Below are 17,360 nucleotides of genomic sequence, written 5' to 3'. Positions count from 1 at the left end.
GATTGACCCGGCGGGCGAGGGCGAGCTTTCCGTTAAGGAGTTCGCATGATCCGCATTCCGAAGGCCGAGTTCGCCCGTCGGCGTCGAGCGCTCATGGCCGAGATGGCGGCGGGCAGTATTGCGATATTGCCCGCCGCGCCTGTGCGTGTGCGTAACCGCGATATTGAATATGCCTACCGTCAGGACAGCGACTTTCAATACCTGACCGGCTTTCCCGAGCCGGATGCCGTCATGGCGTTGATTCCGGGGCGGGAACACGGTGAGTACGTGCTGTTCTGCCGGGAGAAGGATCCTGTCCAGGAGATGTGGACGGGCCCGCGCGCCGGTCAGGAAGGCGCGATTCGTCAATACGGGGCTGACGATGCCTTTCCCATCAGCGACATCCACGACATCCTGCCAGGGCTAATCGAAGGGCGGGAGCGGGTCTATTACGCCATGGGCTCAAACCCGGATTTCGATCGCCAGTTACTGGACTGGATCAACCTGATCCGCGCCAAGGCCAACCAGGGGGCACAGCCACCCAAGGAGCTGATTGCACTTGATCCTCTCCTGCATGAAGCCCGTCTCTTCAAGACCGCGGCTGAGATCAAGGTTATGCGTGAGGCGGCAAGTGTGTCAGGTGATGCTCATATTCGGGCCATGCAGGCCTGTCGGCCGGGGCTCAGGGAGTATCATCTGGAGGCGGAGCTTGATTATGCGTTTCGCAAGGGCGGGGCGCGGATGCCAGCCTACGGTTCCATCGTCGCTTCCGGTCGCAACGCCTGTATCATGCACTACCAGCAGAACGATGCGCTGCTCAAGGACGGCGATCTGGTGTTGATCGACGCCGGCTGCGAGATCGACTGCTACGCCAGTGACATTACCCGTACCTTTCCGGTCAATGGTCGGTTTTCGCCTGAACAGAAGGCTATCTACGAGATCGTGCTGGCAGCCAACGAGGCGGCTTTTGCCTGCATCGCGCCCGGGCGCCATTGGGACGAGGCCCATGAGGTCACGGTCCGCATCATTACGGAAGGGCTGGTCGATCTTGGCCTGTTACAGGGTGAGATCAATACCCTGATCGAAGAGGGCGCGTATCGTGATTTTTACATGCATCGGGCCGGACACTGGCTGGGGCTGGATGTACACGACGTTGGCGACTACCGCATCGGTGATCAGTGGCGGATGCTGGAGCCGGGCATGACCATGACGGTTGAGCCGGGCATTTACGTGGCGTCAGACAATCTACGCGTAGCGAAGAAATGGCGGGGCATTGGCGTCCGTATCGAGGATGATGTCGTGGTCAACCGCCACGGCTGCGAAATTTTGAGCCGCCATGTACCCAAGGCGGTCGATGAGATTGAACGATTGATGGCTGATGCCCGTGGCGCTTCGGCGTCCGACGCGGCCGTGTAAGGAGAGAAGACATGCAGCGCTGCACGGTGGCAATCATTGGTGGCGGATTGGTAGGCGCCAGCCTGGCCCTGTCGCTTCAGGAGCTGGCAAGGGTGCGTGGCTGGAAGATCGTGATGGTCGAGCCCTTCGCGCCGGGTGATGCCTTTCAGCCCAGCTATGATGCCCGCTCCTCGGCGCTGTCCTATGGCTCGCGTCTGATTTACGAACGGCTGGGCGTATGGAAGGCCCTGGCCGAGCGCGCCGAGGCGATCAAACACATCCATGTCTCGGATCGTGGACGCTTTGGTGCAGCTCGCCTGGATGCTGTCGAGCAGCGCGTCGATGCGCTGGGCTACGTCATCGAGAATGCCTGGCTGGGGCATTGCCTGTGGCACGCCCTGGACCGTGACATCATTGAATGGCGTTGTCCTGCCGAGGTTCGTCGTCTGGTTGCAGGGCCCGATGGCTATACACTGACCCTGGATGATGACAGTGAGCTGACCTGCGATCTGGCGGTTCTGGCCGATGGCGGCCGCTCGGCGCTGCGCGAGCAGCTGGGCATTCATGTGGAACAGACGACCTATGACCAGACGGCCCTGATTGCCAACATCACCCCGGGTGATCCGCATCAGGGCTGGGCCTTCGAGCGCTTTACCGATACCGGGCCGCTGGCCCTGCTGCCGCTGCCTGAAAACCGCTGCGCCCTGATCTGGACCCGCCCGCAGGCTGATGCAGAACGGCTGGCCGCGATTGATGAGCGATCGTTTCTGGCTGAGCTGCAACAGGCTTTCGGCTATCGACTGGGCACATTCCGGCAGGTAGGCGTACGCCACAGTTATCCGCTGACCCTGATCAAGTCGCAGGAGCAGGTAAGGCCGCACCTTGTGGTTCTGGGCAATGCCGCCCATAGTCTGCATCCGATCGCCGGACAGGGTTTCAACCTGTCGCTACGGGATGTGTCCGCGTTGGCTGAAGCACTGGAAAACAGCGAAGCCAAGCCCGGTGACTTTGCAACCTTGCAACAGTACCTGGAGGGTCAGCGTCTTGATCAGCAGTTGACCATCGGTTTCTCCGACCAGGTAACGAGGCTGTTTTCCAATGGCAATCCGTGGCTGGCGGCGGGGCGTAATGCCGGGCTGATCGGCCTGGAGCTATGGCCCTCTGCAAAGGGGACGTTTGCCCGTCAGGCAATGGGACTCGGGACACGCCCGGCCCATGCCCTGTTTTGATCATTCCTGTCCTGTTAGGTCCATAACCGCTGCAAAGGAGCTTTGACCGTGGAAACCCAAGTAGACATCGCGATTGTCGGTGCCGGCATGGTGGGTAGCGCCCTGGCGCTGGCATTGGAGGGCAGCGGCCTGAAGGTGCTCCTCCTGGACCGCGGTCCGATGACGGTAAAGCCCTTCGACTCCGCCCAGCCCTTTGAGGCGCGTGTCAGTGCCTTATCCGAAGCCAGCCGGCGTATCCTGCAGAACCTCGGGGCCTGGGAGGGTATTGCCTCTCGCCGTACCAGTCCCTATCGACGCATGCATGTCTGGGACGGCTCAGGCACCGGTGCCATTGATTTTACCGCCAGTAGCGTTCATGCCGATGTGCTGGGACACATCATTGAAAACCGTGTCATTCAGGATGCGCTGATGGAGCGTCTGCAGGCCTCCAGTGTCCAGCTGATGCCTGACGCCCGCATGGAGCTGTTGCGTCATTCTGGTGACGATTGGCTGATTCAGCTGGCTGGCGGGCAGGCCGTCCGTACCTCGCTGGTCATTGCGGCGGATGGTGCCCACTCGGCAGTACGGCGTCTGGCCGGTGTCGAGACGCGGGAGTGGGATTATCTGCATAACGCTATCGTGACCAGTGTCCGCTGCGTGCATCCCCACCAGAAAACCGCCTGGCAACGCTTTACGGACGATGGCCCGCTGGCGTTCCTGCCTCTGGATCGCGAGGGGGACTTACATTGGTGCTCGATCGTCTGGTCCTGCACGCCCAAGGAAAGCGAGCGGTTGATGGCGATGGACGACAATGCATTCTGCGCCGCATTGGGTCGTGCATTTGAAAACCGACTGGGCGCGATCGAGCAGTCCGATCCGCGCGTCTGTATTCCGCTGCGCCAGCGCCATGCCAAGCGTTATGTCGAGCCGGGGCTGGCTCTGATTGGCGATGCCGCCCACGTCATTCATCCGTTGGCCGGGCAGGGGGTGAACCTGGGCTTTCTGGACGCCGCTGTGCTGGCTGAGGTCCTGCTGCACGCGCACAAGCGGGGCGAACATTTGGCCGATGTGCGCGTGCTGAGCCGCTATGAGCGCCGTCGCATGCCGCATAACCTTGCCATGATGGGCGCGATGGAAGGCTTTCAGCGCCTGTTCCAGAACGACAGTCTGGCCGTGCGCTGGCTACGTAACACCGGCCTCAAGCTGGTCAACGATCACTTTGAGGCGAAGGCTGTCTTTGTCCGTCAGGCATTGGGCCAGACCGGCGATCTGCCGACACTGGCCCGTGTCTGATGAGGGTAATGACACAACTCGACACATTTGTTGAGACGGCTCGATAAGCGAGAGTCTTTATCATTTGCACCTGTCTTTCACGGAGGTGCTTTACATGCCGTTTCGCAAAGTGGTTGCTGCGTGCGCAGTGTGGCTAACGGCTGGGGTCACCCAGGCGGCTGATGAGGTGGTGGTCTACTCATCGCGAATCGATGAGCTGATAAAGCCTGTGTTTGATGCCTATACCCAGCAGACCGGCGTAAGCGTCAAGTTCATCACCGACAAGGAAGCGCCCCTGATGGCCAGGATCAAGGCAGAGGGCGCCAACACGCCAGCCGATATGCTGATCACCGTCGATGCCGGCAACCTCTGGCAGGCCGAGCAGATGGGTATCCTGCAACCGATGCAGTCGGCCAGCATTGACCAGAACATTCCATCACAGTACCGCTCCTCGACGGGGCGCTGGACGGGGCTCACGCTCCGGGCGCGCACCATTGCATATGCACCGGACCGCGTTTCCGAGGACGAGCTGAGTACCTATGAAGCCTTGGCTGGCCCGGAATGGGAGGGCCGCCTGTGTCTGCGTACCGCCAAGAAGGTGTACAACCAATCGCTGACGGCTACCCTGATCGAAGCCCATGGTGCCGCCAAGACTGAAGAAATCCTGGCGGGCTGGGTACGCAACCTGTCTACCAGCGTTTTCCCGGACGATAACGCCGTGTTGCAGGCTATCGATGCAGGGCAGTGCGATGTGGGTATCGTGAACACCTATTACTACGGCCGGATGCACAAGCAGAACCCTGATTTGGGCGTGAAGCTGTTCTGGCCCAACCAGGACGACCGTGGCGTGCACGTGAATCTGTCGGGTGTTGGCCTGACGCAGCATGCGCCTCATCCAGAAGCCGCCAAGGCTCTGGTCGAATGGATGACCGGCCCTGATGCCCAGGCGCTGTTTGCTGGTATCAACCAGGAGTACCCGGCCAACCCGAGCGTACCGGCTTCGGCAGAGGTTGCCAGCTGGGGCCAGTTCAAGGCCGATACGATTCCTGTCGAGGTCGCAGGGCGGCGTCAGGCAGAAGCCATCAAGATGATGGACCGCGTCGGCTGGAATTGATATCCAGCGCACCGCTATCACGCGGTGCGCCCAGCCCTGTCAGTTACGAATCTACTGCCATACCGTCCTGAGGCGATGCCTAGACCGCACGCCCTTGGACTGCTTTCAGGTATACCCCGTGTCTCATTTCGCTGCTCGCCGCTGGTATGTCATTGCTTTCATGGCAGCAGGTCTGGTGCTCATGCCACTGTGCGTGCTCCTGCTTAGCTGGCAGCACATCGATACCGAGATCTGGTCGCACCTGTGGAGTACGCAGCTGCCCCGCCTGCTAAGCAATACCGTGATGCTTTTGATTGGCGTTGGGGTGGGCGTCACACTGTTGGGGGTAAGCCTGGCTTGGCTGACCAGCCTTTGCGAGTTTCCAGGCCGACGTTGGCTGGATTGGGCCCTAATGTTGCCCTTTGCGATCCCGGCCTATGTATTGGCGTTCGTGTTCGTGGGGCTGCTGGATTTTTCTGGTCCCGTACAGAGCTTTCTGCGCGAGCTGTTTCACATGCGTCTGCGGTTTCCACCAGTGCGATCGACGGGCGGTGTCATCGTCGTCCTGGTGCTGGTGTTCTATCCCTACGTATATCTTTTGGCCCGCAGCGCCTTTCTGGCGCAGGGCAGAGGGCTTACAGAGGCAGCCCGCACACTGGGGCTTTCGCCCTGGCAGGCCTTCTGGCGGATAGCCTTACCGATGGCCTGGCCGGCCATCGGTGCTGGCCTGGCATTGGCCATCATGGAGACGCTGGCCGATTTTGGTGCCGTTTCGGTATTCAATTTCGACACGTTCACCACGGCAATCTACAAGACGTGGTATGGCTTTTTCAGCCTCTCCAGCGCGGCCCAGCTGGCCAGTCTGCTCCTGCTTGGGGTCGGTGTGGTGCTGCTGGGAGAGCGCAGGCTGCGTGGCGTAGCCCGGCCCGCCAATGAGCGGGCTCGTAGCGGCGCGCTGTATCGGCTGACAGGCTGGAAGGCAATCCTTGCCACGGGCTGGTGCAGCCTTGTTTTTGCCTGCGCCTTTGCCGTTCCGGTCGTGCAGCTGGTCGTCTGGTTCTGGCAGCGTGGCCGTTTCGATCTGGATGAGCGCTATGTCGGTTTGATCCTGCATAGCCTGGGGCTGGGGCTGATTGCCGCGCTGCTGGCCGTAAGCGTAGGGTTGCTGCTGGTGTTTGCTCGTCGTCAGGCGCCGCGCCGTACGGTTCGCTCCGCTATCGGGCTCGCCAACCTGGGCTATGCACTGCCGGGCTCGGTACTGGCGGTGGCTATCATGCTAGCCTTCAGTCTGCTGGACCGTGAGCTGATCGTGCCGATGTCCCAGTGGCTGGGCGGTGCGGGCAAGCCGCTTCTGCTGGGAAGTCTGGGTGCGCTGCTGCTGGCTTATCTGATCCGCTTTCTGGCAGTCGCTTACGGGCCGCTGGAGTCCGCTCTGGCGCGTATCCGCCGGTCCCTGCCGGAGGCTTCCCGGAGTCTGGGTATCGGCGGATTGGGGCTGTTCATTCGTGTGTATCTTCCACTGCTGACGCCAGGAGCGCTGTCGGCTGCCTTGTTGGTCTTCGTGGATGTACTCAAGGAGATGCCCGCCACGCTGCTGATGCGCCCGTTCGGCTGGGACACACTGGCTGTACGGATCTTCGAGATGACCAGTGAAGGCGAATGGGCGCGTGCGGCGCTGCCGGCTCTGACGCTGGTCCTGGTAGGGTTGTTGCCGGTCATTGGACTGATTCGTCGTTCGGCACGGCACTGATCGCGTCTGCCGAGGTCTGTGTCTGCCATCAAGACAGACGGGAGAAATTCAAACGCCCGCTTGTCATCTCGAACGACTACAATGCCGGCCGCTGCAGCCAGCCGGACAATAAGGAGATCCCCATGGGACAGCGCACCCCGCTTTACGACTTGCATGTAGCCCTGGGCGCCAAGCTTGTGGATTTCGGTGGCTGGGATATGCCGCTGCACTATGGATCGCAAGTCGAAGAGCATCATCAGGTGCGGCGTGACTGTGGTGTGTTCGATGTCTCCCATATGACCATTGTCGATATCGACGGTGCGCAGGCTGAAAGCTATCTCTCCCGCCTGCTGGTCGGTGACGTGGCGCGTCTTTCCGCGCCGGGCAAGGCGCTGTACTCCATCATGCTCAACGCCCATGGCGGCGTGGTGGACGATCTGATCCTGTATCGCCTCGAACAGGGCTATCGACTGGTTACCAATGCTTCGACCCGCGAAAAGGTGCTCATTTGGCTGGACGTGCAGTCCGAGGGATACGCCGTTACCCTCACGCCCCGCCCGGAGCTGGCTATCCTGGCCATTCAGGGTCCAGAGGCCCGCGAGAAGGTTGCGGATGTAGTCTCGCCGGAGCGCGCCGAGCTGATTCGCTCACTCAAGCCGTTCCAGGCCATGCCGGAGGGAGAATGGTTCATTGCCCGGACCGGCTATACCGGCGAGGATGGACTGGAGATCATCCTGCCTGCGGATGAAGTCGTCAGTTTTATGAATGAGCTAGTAGGGGCCGGAATCGGGCCGGTGGGGTTGGGGGCGCGCGATACGTTACGCCTGGAAGCCGGTTTGAACTTGTATGGTCATGAGATGGATGAGCATGTCTCTCCTCTGGCCTCCAATCTGGACTGGACCATTGCCTGGGCACCGGAAGGACGTGATTTCATTGGCCGCAAGGCCCTTGAGGAAGAGCGTGATGCCGGACCCCGCTCACGGCTGGTCGGCCTTGTGCTGGAGGAGCGAGGTGTGTTGCGCGCGCATCAGGTGGTACGTATCGCCGGTTTTGGCGAAGGCGAGATCACCAGCGGCAGCTATGCGCCTACCCTGGGCAAGTCCATTGCGCTGGCCCGAGTACCGGTAGAGACAGGAGACCGGGCTGAGGTCGAGATTCGTGGGAAATGGCTGCCGGTGCGTGTGGTCAAGCCGTGTTTTGTACGTTTTGGCAAGACACTTATTTGAGCACGTTGACAGGTAATCGGCTATTTTGCGCTTTTTTCACGTCAGGCGTGGCGAGCAGACCATTCGACACGCTACGCTTGGGCTATAACGATTAGCCGATTGCCTTACAAGGAGCCGAACATGAGCACGATTCCCGCTGAACTTCGCTATGCATCCAGCCACGAGTGGGCCCGCCAGGAAAGCGATGGCACTATCACGGTCGGCATTACCGACCATGCCCAGGAGGCGTTGGGTGATGTTGTGTTCATCGAGCTGCCTGAAGTTGGCAAAACATTGGCGGCTGGTCAGGAAGCAGGCGTTGTGGAATCGGTAAAGGCAGCATCGGATATCTATGCACCGGTTTCCGGTGAGGTCATCGCTGTAAACGAGGCGCTGGCTGATGCGCCTGAGCAAGTCAATGCCGACGCCTACACGGCGTGGTTCTTCAAGCTCAAGCCCAGCGATACGGCTGAGCTGGACAAGCTGATGGATGCCGACGCCTATAGCGCCGCTAACGACTGATTCCGTTGAAAGAAAAAGCCCCGCCGGGCGATTCCGGCGGGGCTTTTTCATGGCCGCATGGTTTTACTGCTGTGCCGTCAGGATCTTGGTCGCCAGGTCGATATCGCTGACGGAGCTTCCTGGCGTTGCGTTGCGCATTTCGCGCAGGGCGGCTTCCAGGTAAGGACCGCGAATTTCACCATTGCTCGCGAGGAAGGCGCTGGCGTCGTCCTGGGTTGCAATGACCATCTTGTGGTCGTCACGGCTGCTTAGGTAGGTCGAGCCGGTTGTCGCTCCCGAGGTGGCGACATGACGCCAGAATTTGGCATCGGCCATGGCAGATCCGGCAGCAAACGGCAGCAGTACAAGGGGAACCAATGCAAACTTCTTGAGGCGCATAGCAACATCTCCTTCTAAAGGTTCCCTTTAGATAAGGCGCGGGCCAAACGAGTTCCTTTGAAGGCAAAGTGCCTTCAAAGGACGTGAGCCGCTTGGCTTTCGAGCGGGTACTTGGTTCTAGCTTTAGGGCGCTTGAATCATTTCGTGGATCTTGCTGGCTAACGCATCGATATCGAAGGGCTTGGTCAGCATGTCCATATCCTTCCCCAGGAATTGGCTACGGATCTCGGCATTCTTGGCATAACCGGTAATGAACAGGACTTTCAGATTCGGTCGGTGCTTGCGCGCCACCTCTGCCAGCTGGCGGCCATTCATGCCGGGCAGCCCCACATCACTTACCAGGAGATCGATTCGCTGGTCGCTCTGGAGGAGAGGAATGGCCTGTTCGGCATCGCCGGCCTCGAAGGCGGTATAGCCAAGCTCGGACAGCACTTCGAGTACGATCATGCGTACCGCAGCCTCGTCCTCGACCACCAGTACCGTCTGGCCCTCCTGGGCGCGGGGCATTCCATGGGGTGTTTCGGTCACGAGAGTTTCCATTACAGGGTCGAGGTGGCGCGGCAACAACAAGGTGATGGCTGTTCCTCGTCCCACTTCACTATCGATCCGTACGTTTCCGCCGGATTGCTTGATAAAACCGTAGATCATCGCCAGACCAAGCCCAGTACCTTGTCCAGAGGGCTTGGTGGTAAAGAACGGCTCGAATGCCTTGGTCATGACTTCGGGTGTCATGCCTTGGCCGGTATCTTTGACCTGGATACGAATGTAATCGCCCGGTTCGATGGTTTCACGTCGTGCCGTTTCGGCGTCCAGGGTAGCATTTGAGGTCTCGATGCTCAGGTCACCGCCATCCGGCATAGCATCGCGCGCGTTGATGACCAGATTGAGCAAGGCATTTTCAAGCTGGTGGGCATCGCTGAATGCCATCCACAGCTCAGTGTCCAGGTGTGTTCGGATTTTGATCTGTTCGCCTACGGTGCGTACGAACAGATCACGCAGGGAATCGATAAGCTCGTTCAGATTGACCGGTTTCGTATCCAGGGTTTGACGACGGGCAAATGCCAGCAACCGATGGGTCAACGCTGAGGCTCGGTCGGCTGAAGCTGTGGCGGCATTGATGTAGCGATCCAGATCATCGGTACGACCGCTGATGACACGCATGCGGATAAGATCGAGCGCTCCGACGATTCCGGTCAGCATATTATTGAAATCGTGCGCGATCCCACCGGTAAGCTGGCCGATGGCTTCCATCTTCTGAGACTGGCGCAAGGCCTCTTCCGCACGTTCACGCTCATAAATTTCCGTAATGAGTCGTGTATGGCTTTCGCCCAGCTCTTGCGTACGCTCGGCAATCTTGGCTTCCAGGGCATCGGTTGCTAGACGTGCCTCGGTAATGTCGACATTACAGCCGATGTAACCCAGAAACCCGCCTTTGTCGTCGAAGCGGGGGACAGCCTCGCAGCGCAGCCAGCGAACCTCACCTTGGATGTCTCGCACCCGTATTTCACTGCGGTAGAATTGACGCGCTTCGAAGGCCTGCTGGTACTCGGCAACGCAGTGTTCGCGGTCTTCCTCGAAAATCATGCGTGTCCATCCACCGTCCCGGGCACTTTCATAAGAAAGGCCATATTCGCGTTCGTAGCGGCTGTTGACGAAGAGGGTGTTACCTTCGGCATCCACGGCCCAGATCAGGGCCGGTGCGTTGTCCGCCATCAGCCGGAAGCGCGCCTCGCTCTGCCGGAGCGCCTGTTCAGAGTGGGCCCGCTCGATAGCCGCCCAGACGCGATCGGTGATATCGCGCAAAAAGCTGACTTCCTCATTGGACCAGGAGCGTACCTGGTTATCGCAGATGAACAGATAGGCTGCAAAGCGGCCATGCTCGATCAGAGGGACGCTGACAAAGGCCCTAACATCGTTGGGCTCATACAAGGCTTGATAGTCCCGGGTGCGCGGATCCTGCTCGACATCCTGAACCACAACAGCCTCGCCCCGCTGCAGTTCGTCAAGGTAGGTGCCGTAGTCACTAATATGGAACGTACCGGTCAGGCTAGTTGTACTATGGCTCCAGTCATGGGTAACAACGGCTGTTTCGCCATCAGGCTCGACTTGGGCATAACCAACCCGTGAAACATTCAGGATGTGCGCGAGGGTGTGGGAGACAATACCGCCGATATCGTCGGTGTCGCTTGCCTCACGCAGGGCATCACCCAGCTCTATCAGCGCCGTTTGTCGCTCGGCGGCAGCGGTGCGCTCCTGAATCTGGCGAGTGAGCTCGCGATTGATGGCGTTGAGCGCATCGGCATTCCGGCGCTCCTTGCTGATGTCTCGCGCAATGCCAATGATACGGCGGGTGCCATCCGGGTCGGTCACACGGCGGCCTCTCACGCTTAGCCAGACCGGTTCGGTGCTGCTATGGGCGCGTACGCGAAATTCCAATTGTGCTTCGCTATCGCTATCGCCAGCGGTAGCCGTCCTGAACATAGCCTGGACGCTCTCGCTGTCCTCCGGGTGCAGAATGTTGATGAGCAGATCGGTCACGCTGCGGGAGGCGCTGGCTGGAATACCAGTCATCTCGGTGATTCGGTTGTCCCAGGTGATCACATCGCGGTCGATATCGTAATCCCAGACACCCAGCGCCGCGACATCGACGGCAAGGCTGATCCGTTGTTCAGCCAGCCGCAGGTCTTCTGCAGCACGGGTACGCTCGACAACTACACGGATGCGTTCAGCCACTTCGCGAACCAGCGCAATATCTTCGGCCGACCAGCTGTGCGGGGTGCTGGCATGGACATACAGCACGCCCTTGAGCTGGCCCTTGTCATGCTGGGGAACCAGCATCATGGCGCGAATGGCCCATTGTTCGAGATTTTCCCGCTGGGCATGAGTACGTGGATCGGTAGCCGTATCGTCTATCACGATAATCGCACCGCTAATCAGGTCGGCATTCAAATCCGCACTGAAGTCACTGAGCGAAAAGCTGCCGATTTCTGGAGTAACACTATTATCGTTCCAGCTGCTCTCGGCATTGAGCGCGCCAAAGCGGTCGAGCAGCGCATAGCCGATACGCTGTACGCCCAGTACGTTGCCAAGACTTTGGCCCAGGGCGTCGGCCACGTCGGTAGGCGTCAGGGTGCCGTGCAGGCGGTCCCCCAGTTCAAGCAGGAAGCGCTGGCGGTCGTGGGTACGAATCCGCTCGCTGATATCCATGAACGTGCAGATGGCGCCCTGTAGCTCGCCGTCACGCCAGATGGGCTCGGAGCGGTATTCGACGGGGAAGCGGCTACCGTCCTGGCGGAAAAACCAATCCTGCTCGATATGGTGGGGCGTGCCGGTGTTGGCTGTTTGGAAAATCGGGCATTCGGTTTCTGGGAGCGGCGTCCCGTCTGCACGGCTGTGGTGGATGATGCCGTGCAGGGCTCGCCCGAGAACCTGGCTGCGGTCAGCAAAGCCCAACATGCGCAAGAACGCCTCATTGCACAGGGTGGTCCTGCCCTGCTGATCTACAGAGTAGAACCCTTCGCTGATCGAGTCGATCAAGAGGCGTGTGAAGGCTTCGCTTTCAAGGCGGGCCGCTTCTGCCCGCTTGCGGTCATCAATGTCCAGCGCCACGCCCACCCAGCGCTCGATTTCGCCGGCTGCGTTGAACGCCGGGGTGACGCGCGCTTCAAACCAGCGGTATTGGCCGTCTGCGGCACGGAAGGGCGCCTCGATCTTGGCGGCTGTACGGCGAAGGATGGTGTCACGCCAGGTGCTTTTGACGCGCTGGATATGATCCGGATGGACCGCTCGCATCCAGCTGTCTGGATTCATGTCGTCCGGGTCAAGGCCGGTATAGGTGTACCAATAGCGGTTGGTGTATTCCATGAAACCGTGGCGGTCACCAAACCAGACGATCTGTGGGCTGACATCCATTAAAGCCCGGTAGCGGGCTTCGTTTTGCTCCGCTGTCCGCTGTTGCAGGCGTTCAGCTGTAAGGTCTTGCAGGGTCAGAAGGAATCCGTTGGTCTCGTCCCGCTCGGTCTGCAAGGCGTGGAGACTGTAGCTGGCCTGCAGGATGTGCTTGTCCTTGCGCAGGTAAAGCCCTTCGCCCTGATGATGCCCTTGCTGACGAGCATAGGTCAGCAAGGTCTGGGGAAGCTGGCGGGCTTGGTCTTCGGCCGTGAAGAGCAGTTTCAGCGACTGTCCGCTCAACTCATGCTCATCCCAACCCAGGGCCGATTCGGCGCCAGGGTTGCAGGCCAGTATGCGCCCCTGGTTATCCAGAATCAGCAGTGCCTGACCCGGCTGGTTATGCATCAGCTGACGGTTCATCGACTCGCTGCGTTCGTACGCAGCCTTCACCAGGCGCAGATCCAGGAGCTGCATGACCTGCCGGCCAAGTGCCTCAAGGGATTGCGTTTGGGCTGCAGTCAGAACGCGAGGCTGCCAATCCAGCACACACAGCGTTCCAAGCGGTATGTCGGCAGATGACACCAGTGGGACGCCGGCATAGAAGCGCAGACCGTCTGCGGTCTTGACGAGCGGATTGCTGGCGAAGCGATCATCCCCACGTAGATCAGGAATCACCACCGGGCCTGGGTGCTCAATGGTCTTGGCGCATATGGAGAGATGCAAAGGCATCTCCCGCACGCCAAAGCCTTTTTCAGCCAGAAACCATTCCCGATTCTCGGCTATTAGGTTGATGACAGCGATGGGCGCATGGCAGATCTGCGAGGCCAGCTGGACGATATCGTCAAAGGCAGGCTCCGAGGGGGCGTCGAGGATATCGTAACGGTCAAGCTCTGCGAGTCGCTCGCGTTCGCTCCAGCCTGTTGGCAGTACAGAGGCATTACTCAACACAGGCTCCGCATGATTCATCATCGTCCATAAAACCCATATACAACATCAGGGAATTTCCATTCTGCGTCACTTCATTATGCAGTGATACCCTTTTTTGGCGAAGTTCATAGATCATTCATCGCTCGCTTTGTGGTGTAACGCGGAGGACTTCTTCCATAGTAGTCAAACCTGCCGCAATTTTTTGCGCACCGGAAAGACGAAGGCTTCGCATGCCCTCTTTGAAGGCCTGTCGACGCAGCGCCGTGATATCGGTATCCGGTGAAATCAACTGTCGGGTCGCATCCGAAAGCACCATGATCTCGTACACGCCAGCCCGGCCTCGATAGCCCGTATCACGGCATTCGGAACAGCCTACGGGCTGCATGGCACCCGTGGGAAGCGGCGCGCTCCAGGGACGGGTAAGCTCCTGCCAGTCCTGCTCGTTGAGCTCGATCGGCGCCTTGCAGTGGGGGCAGAGTGTCCGCACCAGACGCTGCGCCATGACGCCCAGCACCGTTGCCCGAATCAGGTAATAGGGCACACCCAGCTCGATCAGGCGGCTGATGGAGCTGGGCGCATCGTTGGTGTGCAGGGTGGAGAGCACCAAGTGGCCAGTGAGGGCTGCCTGGATGGCCATCTCTGCCGTCTCCAGGTCGCGGATCTCACCGATCATGATGATATCGGGGTCCTGACGCATCAGGGCACGCACACCGCTGGCGAAATTTACTTCAATGTTGTGCTGCACCTGCATCTGATTGAACGAGTCCTCGACCATTTCGATCGGGTCCTCGATGGTGCACACGTTGACTTCCGGCGTCGCCAGCTGCTTGAGCGTGGTGTACAGCGTCGTGGTCTTACCGGAACCGGTCGGGCCGGTTACCAGGATGATGCCGTTGGGCTGGCCGGTCATGGCGGACCAGCGGCGCAGGTCATCGGCCGAAAAGCCCAGCTGGTCAAAACTCTTGAGCAACACATCAGGGTCGAAGATACGCATCACCAGCTTTTCGCCAAAGGCGGTCGGCATGGTGGAAAGACGCAGTTCCACTTCCTTGTCGCCAGGCATGCGCGTCTTGACGCGACCATCCTGTGGCTTGCGCTTCTCGGCCACATTCATGCGGCCCAGGTTCTTGATGCGGCTGATAACTGCCAGGGTTACCTGCGCTGGAAACTGGTAAACGCTATGGAGCACGCCGTCGATACGAAAGCGAACGGTACCCTGGTCACGGCGCGGCTCTACGTGAATATCACTGGCGCGCTGTTGGAAGGCGTACTGGAATAGCCAATCCACGATGTTAACGATGTGGGCATCGTTGGCGTCCGGCTCCTGATCGCTGGCGCCCAGGTTGACCAGCTGTTCAAAGTTGCCGACATTAATGCCGCGCTGCTCGACTGCCGAGGCGCCGCTGACCGATTTGGCCAGGCGGAAGAATTCCTGTGTGTAGCGTTGAATGTCGACAGGGTTGGCCACCACACGCTTGATGGGTCGCTTGAGCACATGGGTGAGGTTGCTTTCCCAGCTGCTGACAAACGGCTGGGCGCTGGCAATGGTCACCTCATCGGGAGCAACGGCCACTGCCAGGATCTTGTTGCGCTGGGCAAAGGCATAGGACATCAGTGGCGTGATCGAGGCTACGTCAATCTTCAACGGGTCGATCCGGAAGTAAGGCTGGCCGGAAAACTCTGCCAGCCACTGAGTCAGGGTTTCCAGGTCCAGTTTCTTCCCGGGACGCTTCAAATCTTCTACGTTCTGGGCGGCCAGAAATTCGAGCGGGTGCTGCTGGGGATTATTAGCGCCGCGGCGAATGGTCAGACATTGCTCGGCGGCCTGCTGGTCGACCCGACCTTGTGTAACCAGTTCACGCAGGACGTCGGAGAGCTCCAGCCAACGGTCCTGAGCGGGGGATGCGATAGCGGACATGCAGGTCTCCTCGTCTGTAATGTACTGCTTTAACCTTCGATCGGAGCGCCTGGCCGTACGGATAACGGCAGACAGCAATTTCGTTTGATCGTCAGGCATGCGCTCGGCCGCTTATACACAGCTGAGCCTTTAGCCTATAGGAAGTTCGGTGCGTCCGACGATACGTCAATGAACGCTAGAGAGGCGCCCAGAGGATGGCTGATCATTATATGAACAGCGCCGTCGCGGTGAAATCATGGCGCACCGCCATCAGGGCCGGTGCGCCATGCTGTCTGATTAGCGGGGCAGGGCTTTCCAGGCTGGCAGTGAAATAAGCGTTCTTGCCTGGTTGGCTACTGCGTCGTGTTGCTCATGGGCGATTAGCGCTGGCAGCTTGGCAAGCTCGCCATAGAGACGATCCGTTTCGGGCAGGTCAAGCACCGGACGAGCGAGGCGTAGCCAGACCAGCATACGCTCGACGCGTGGCAACTGCTCTGCTACCAGCTCGGGCTGGTTCATGCCGCGCTGAAGAGGAATGGCATCAGCCTCTTCGCTCAAGGTTCGGGGCAACCACTTGCCCAACGACAGCTGGCCTAGCTTGTTGCCTCGGTCATTACGGGCTTCTGTCCAGCGACGATCATGCAGCCAGCGGGCCGCCACCAACGAGAAGTGGCCCCAGCGTGGCTTTGCCAGCTCGTTGGCAAAGCGCTCTGGTGCCTGCTGACGTGCTTCTTCATCTTCTTGGCCAATGGTTGCAAACGTTTTCCAATCCGCCAGCAGCGCGTCCAGTGCCTGGCGCAGCTCACGGCTGGACGCACGGGGAACTGCCTGGCCCAGACTGCTCAGCAGCGCCCGCAGGTCGACGAGTTGATGTACCCACTCTACAAGCAGACGCCAGTGGCCATTCCAGCGATATTGTTCTGCCAGACGCTGGCTGCTGCCGAGCAGGTGCCAGGCAATGGCCGCGAATGCGTCATCCAGGGTGCTTTCCGCCGTCAAGGTAGGGGGCGTCAGATGCAGGGTGTAGCTGGCTGCATCGTGCAGGCGATAGCCGCGTTCGGCCTTGCTGATGTCGCAAGGCATTAGCGGCAGGTCAGCCGCCAGCTGTTCAGCCAGCTCAAGAAGGTCGGCCGGCTCGCCCTCGCGCAGCTCAAGCTCCAACTCGCAGATGGCTTCCTGATGCTCGCCAGCCAGGACCGCACCCTGGTCCAGCGCTGCCTCTACTACAGCACGGCTCTTGCCGCGTTCCCATGCGATATCGGCATAGTCGCGAGTGAAATCGGTTGTGAAGATCGGCTTGAGCTGATGCTTGTCCAGATTAGCCAGAGCCGCTGGCCAGCATTCAGGGCCCAGCAGGCTGGTGTCCAGGTCTGGACCGCTCAGGTTCCACTCCCACTCGTTGCGCTCGGACAGGCCTGCCATGCTCTGGCCGCGGCTCTTGAGGGTTTGAATGTATTGGTCACCATCTCGACGGACCCGCAGCGCCACTCGGGCATGGGCCAGCTCACGGGTGTCGGTGTCGTAGTATTGGTTGTACAGCTCGCGGCGCTTCCAGCCTTCCTTGTTGCGTTTTTTCAGCACAGGGTGCTCACGCAGGGCAGCGAGGGTTTCGGGAGTCGCGCGTAATTTGATTTCGGTTTCTTTGGCCATGGCAAAAAGGTCTGGTGCCTGAAAGATCTGTGAAGTGAAGCGTTCGACCGGCGCCTTGGCGCAGCGGTATAGCTAGGCCGGCAAGGCTCGCTGGGCTATGAGTCGACTGATTGGGTATCAGTGTATCTAACCCTGCGGCCCATGACAGGAGATTCGCATGGCGCTGGCGTCATCTTTTCGAGGAGCGGCGTTGACCCAGTCATTCAGCACTCTA

The 17,360-nt window shown here is 59.8% G+C and carries 11 protein-coding genes; 7 read left to right on the top strand and 4 right to left on the bottom strand.

The window, feature by feature from the left end:
- Positions 1–45: 45 nt before the first annotated feature.
- The 7 genes from pepP to gcvH all read left to right on the top strand — a co-directional run bounded on the left by pepP (position 46) and on the right by gcvH (position 8,403).
- Positions 46–1,395 (top strand): Xaa-Pro aminopeptidase, encoded by a 1,350-nt coding sequence (gene pepP, locus EAW52_RS00155; protein WP_122040978.1) that lies wholly within the window; start codon positions 46–48, stop codon positions 1,393–1,395.
- 11 nt (positions 1,396–1,406) lie between these two features.
- Complete coding sequence (gene ubiH / locus EAW52_RS00150; RefSeq protein ID WP_122040977.1) at positions 1,407–2,603, top strand: 2-octaprenyl-6-methoxyphenyl hydroxylase; 1,197 nt, start codon at positions 1,407–1,409, stop codon at positions 2,601–2,603.
- A gap of 48 nt (positions 2,604–2,651) precedes the next feature.
- Entirely contained in the window at positions 2,652–3,875 is a 1,224-nt protein-coding gene (locus tag EAW52_RS00145; RefSeq protein WP_122040976.1) for a 2-octaprenyl-3-methyl-6-methoxy-1,4-benzoquinol hydroxylase, read from the top strand.
- Positions 3,876–3,969: 94 nt separating this feature from the next.
- Complete coding sequence (locus tag EAW52_RS00140; protein ID WP_122040975.1) at positions 3,970–4,968, top strand: extracellular solute-binding protein; 999 nt, start codon at positions 3,970–3,972, stop codon at positions 4,966–4,968.
- Between the two features lie 118 nt (positions 4,969–5,086).
- Positions 5,087–6,697, top strand: a complete 1,611-nt coding sequence (locus EAW52_RS00135; protein ID WP_122040974.1) for an iron ABC transporter permease — start codon at positions 5,087–5,089, stop codon at positions 6,695–6,697.
- Positions 6,698–6,819: 122 nt separating this feature from the next.
- Positions 6,820–7,902 carry a glycine cleavage system aminomethyltransferase GcvT gene (gene gcvT / locus EAW52_RS00130; RefSeq protein WP_122040973.1) on the top strand — a complete coding sequence of 361 codons (1,083 nt, stop codon included), beginning with the start codon at positions 6,820–6,822 and terminating at the stop codon, positions 7,900–7,902.
- Positions 7,903–8,022: 120 nt separating this feature from the next.
- Positions 8,023–8,403, top strand: coding sequence for a glycine cleavage system protein GcvH (gcvH, locus tag EAW52_RS00125; RefSeq protein WP_010796715.1), 381 nt, complete (start codon positions 8,023–8,025; stop codon positions 8,401–8,403).
- Between the two features lie 63 nt (positions 8,404–8,466).
- On the opposite strand, the gene EAW52_RS00120 is transcribed toward gcvH, so the two are convergent.
- From EAW52_RS00120 to EAW52_RS00105, 4 genes are all read right to left on the bottom strand, one after another.
- The gene (locus EAW52_RS00120) at positions 8,467–8,781 is read right to left on the bottom strand and encodes a DUF2388 domain-containing protein (RefSeq protein WP_122040972.1); all 315 of its coding nucleotides are present in this window, start codon (positions 8,779–8,781) and stop codon (positions 8,467–8,469) included.
- A 123-nt stretch (positions 8,782–8,904) separates the two neighbouring features.
- On the bottom strand, positions 8,905–13,617 hold the full coding sequence (locus EAW52_RS00115; protein ID WP_162997551.1) for a PAS domain S-box protein: 4,713 nt from the start codon (positions 13,615–13,617) through the stop codon (positions 8,905–8,907).
- Between the two features lie 118 nt (positions 13,618–13,735).
- Positions 13,736–15,517 carry a GspE/PulE family protein gene (locus tag EAW52_RS00110; RefSeq protein ID WP_122040970.1) on the bottom strand — a complete coding sequence of 594 codons (1,782 nt, stop codon included), beginning with the start codon at positions 15,515–15,517 and terminating at the stop codon, positions 13,736–13,738.
- A 276-nt stretch (positions 15,518–15,793) separates the two neighbouring features.
- On the bottom strand, positions 15,794–17,146 hold the full coding sequence (locus EAW52_RS00105) for an inorganic triphosphatase (protein WP_122040969.1): 1,353 nt from the start codon (positions 17,144–17,146) through the stop codon (positions 15,794–15,796).
- Positions 17,147–17,360 lie beyond the last annotated feature (214 nt).

It is taken from the genome of Pseudomonas sp. LTJR-52, from assembly GCF_003691465.1.
Classification (GTDB): domain Bacteria; phylum Pseudomonadota; class Gammaproteobacteria; order Pseudomonadales; family Pseudomonadaceae; genus Chryseomonas; species Chryseomonas luteola.
The sequence above is the reverse complement of the archived record's forward strand: the minus strand, read 5'-3'. Positions and strand labels throughout refer to the sequence as shown.

Coding starts and splice junctions, on each gene's coding strand:
- pepP (WP_122040978.1), top strand. CDS start 46: ATGATCCGCATTCCGAAGGCCGAGTTCGCCCGTCGGCGTCGAGCGCTC.
- ubiH (WP_122040977.1), top strand. CDS start 1,407: ATGCAGCGCTGCACGGTGGCAATCATTGGTGGCGGATTGGTAGGCGCC.
- EAW52_RS00140 (WP_122040975.1), top strand. CDS start 3,970: ATGCCGTTTCGCAAAGTGGTTGCTGCGTGCGCAGTGTGGCTAACGGCT.
- gcvT (WP_122040973.1), top strand. CDS start 6,820: ATGGGACAGCGCACCCCGCTTTACGACTTGCATGTAGCCCTGGGCGCC.
- gcvH (WP_010796715.1), top strand. CDS start 8,023: ATGAGCACGATTCCCGCTGAACTTCGCTATGCATCCAGCCACGAGTGG.
- EAW52_RS00120 (WP_122040972.1), bottom strand. CDS start 8,781: ATGCGCCTCAAGAAGTTTGCATTGGTTCCCCTTGTACTGCTGCCGTTT.
- EAW52_RS00110 (WP_122040970.1), bottom strand. CDS start 15,517: ATGTCCGCTATCGCATCCCCCGCTCAGGACCGTTGGCTGGAGCTCTCC.
- EAW52_RS00105 (WP_122040969.1), bottom strand. CDS start 17,146: ATGGCCAAAGAAACCGAAATCAAATTACGCGCGACTCCCGAAACCCTC.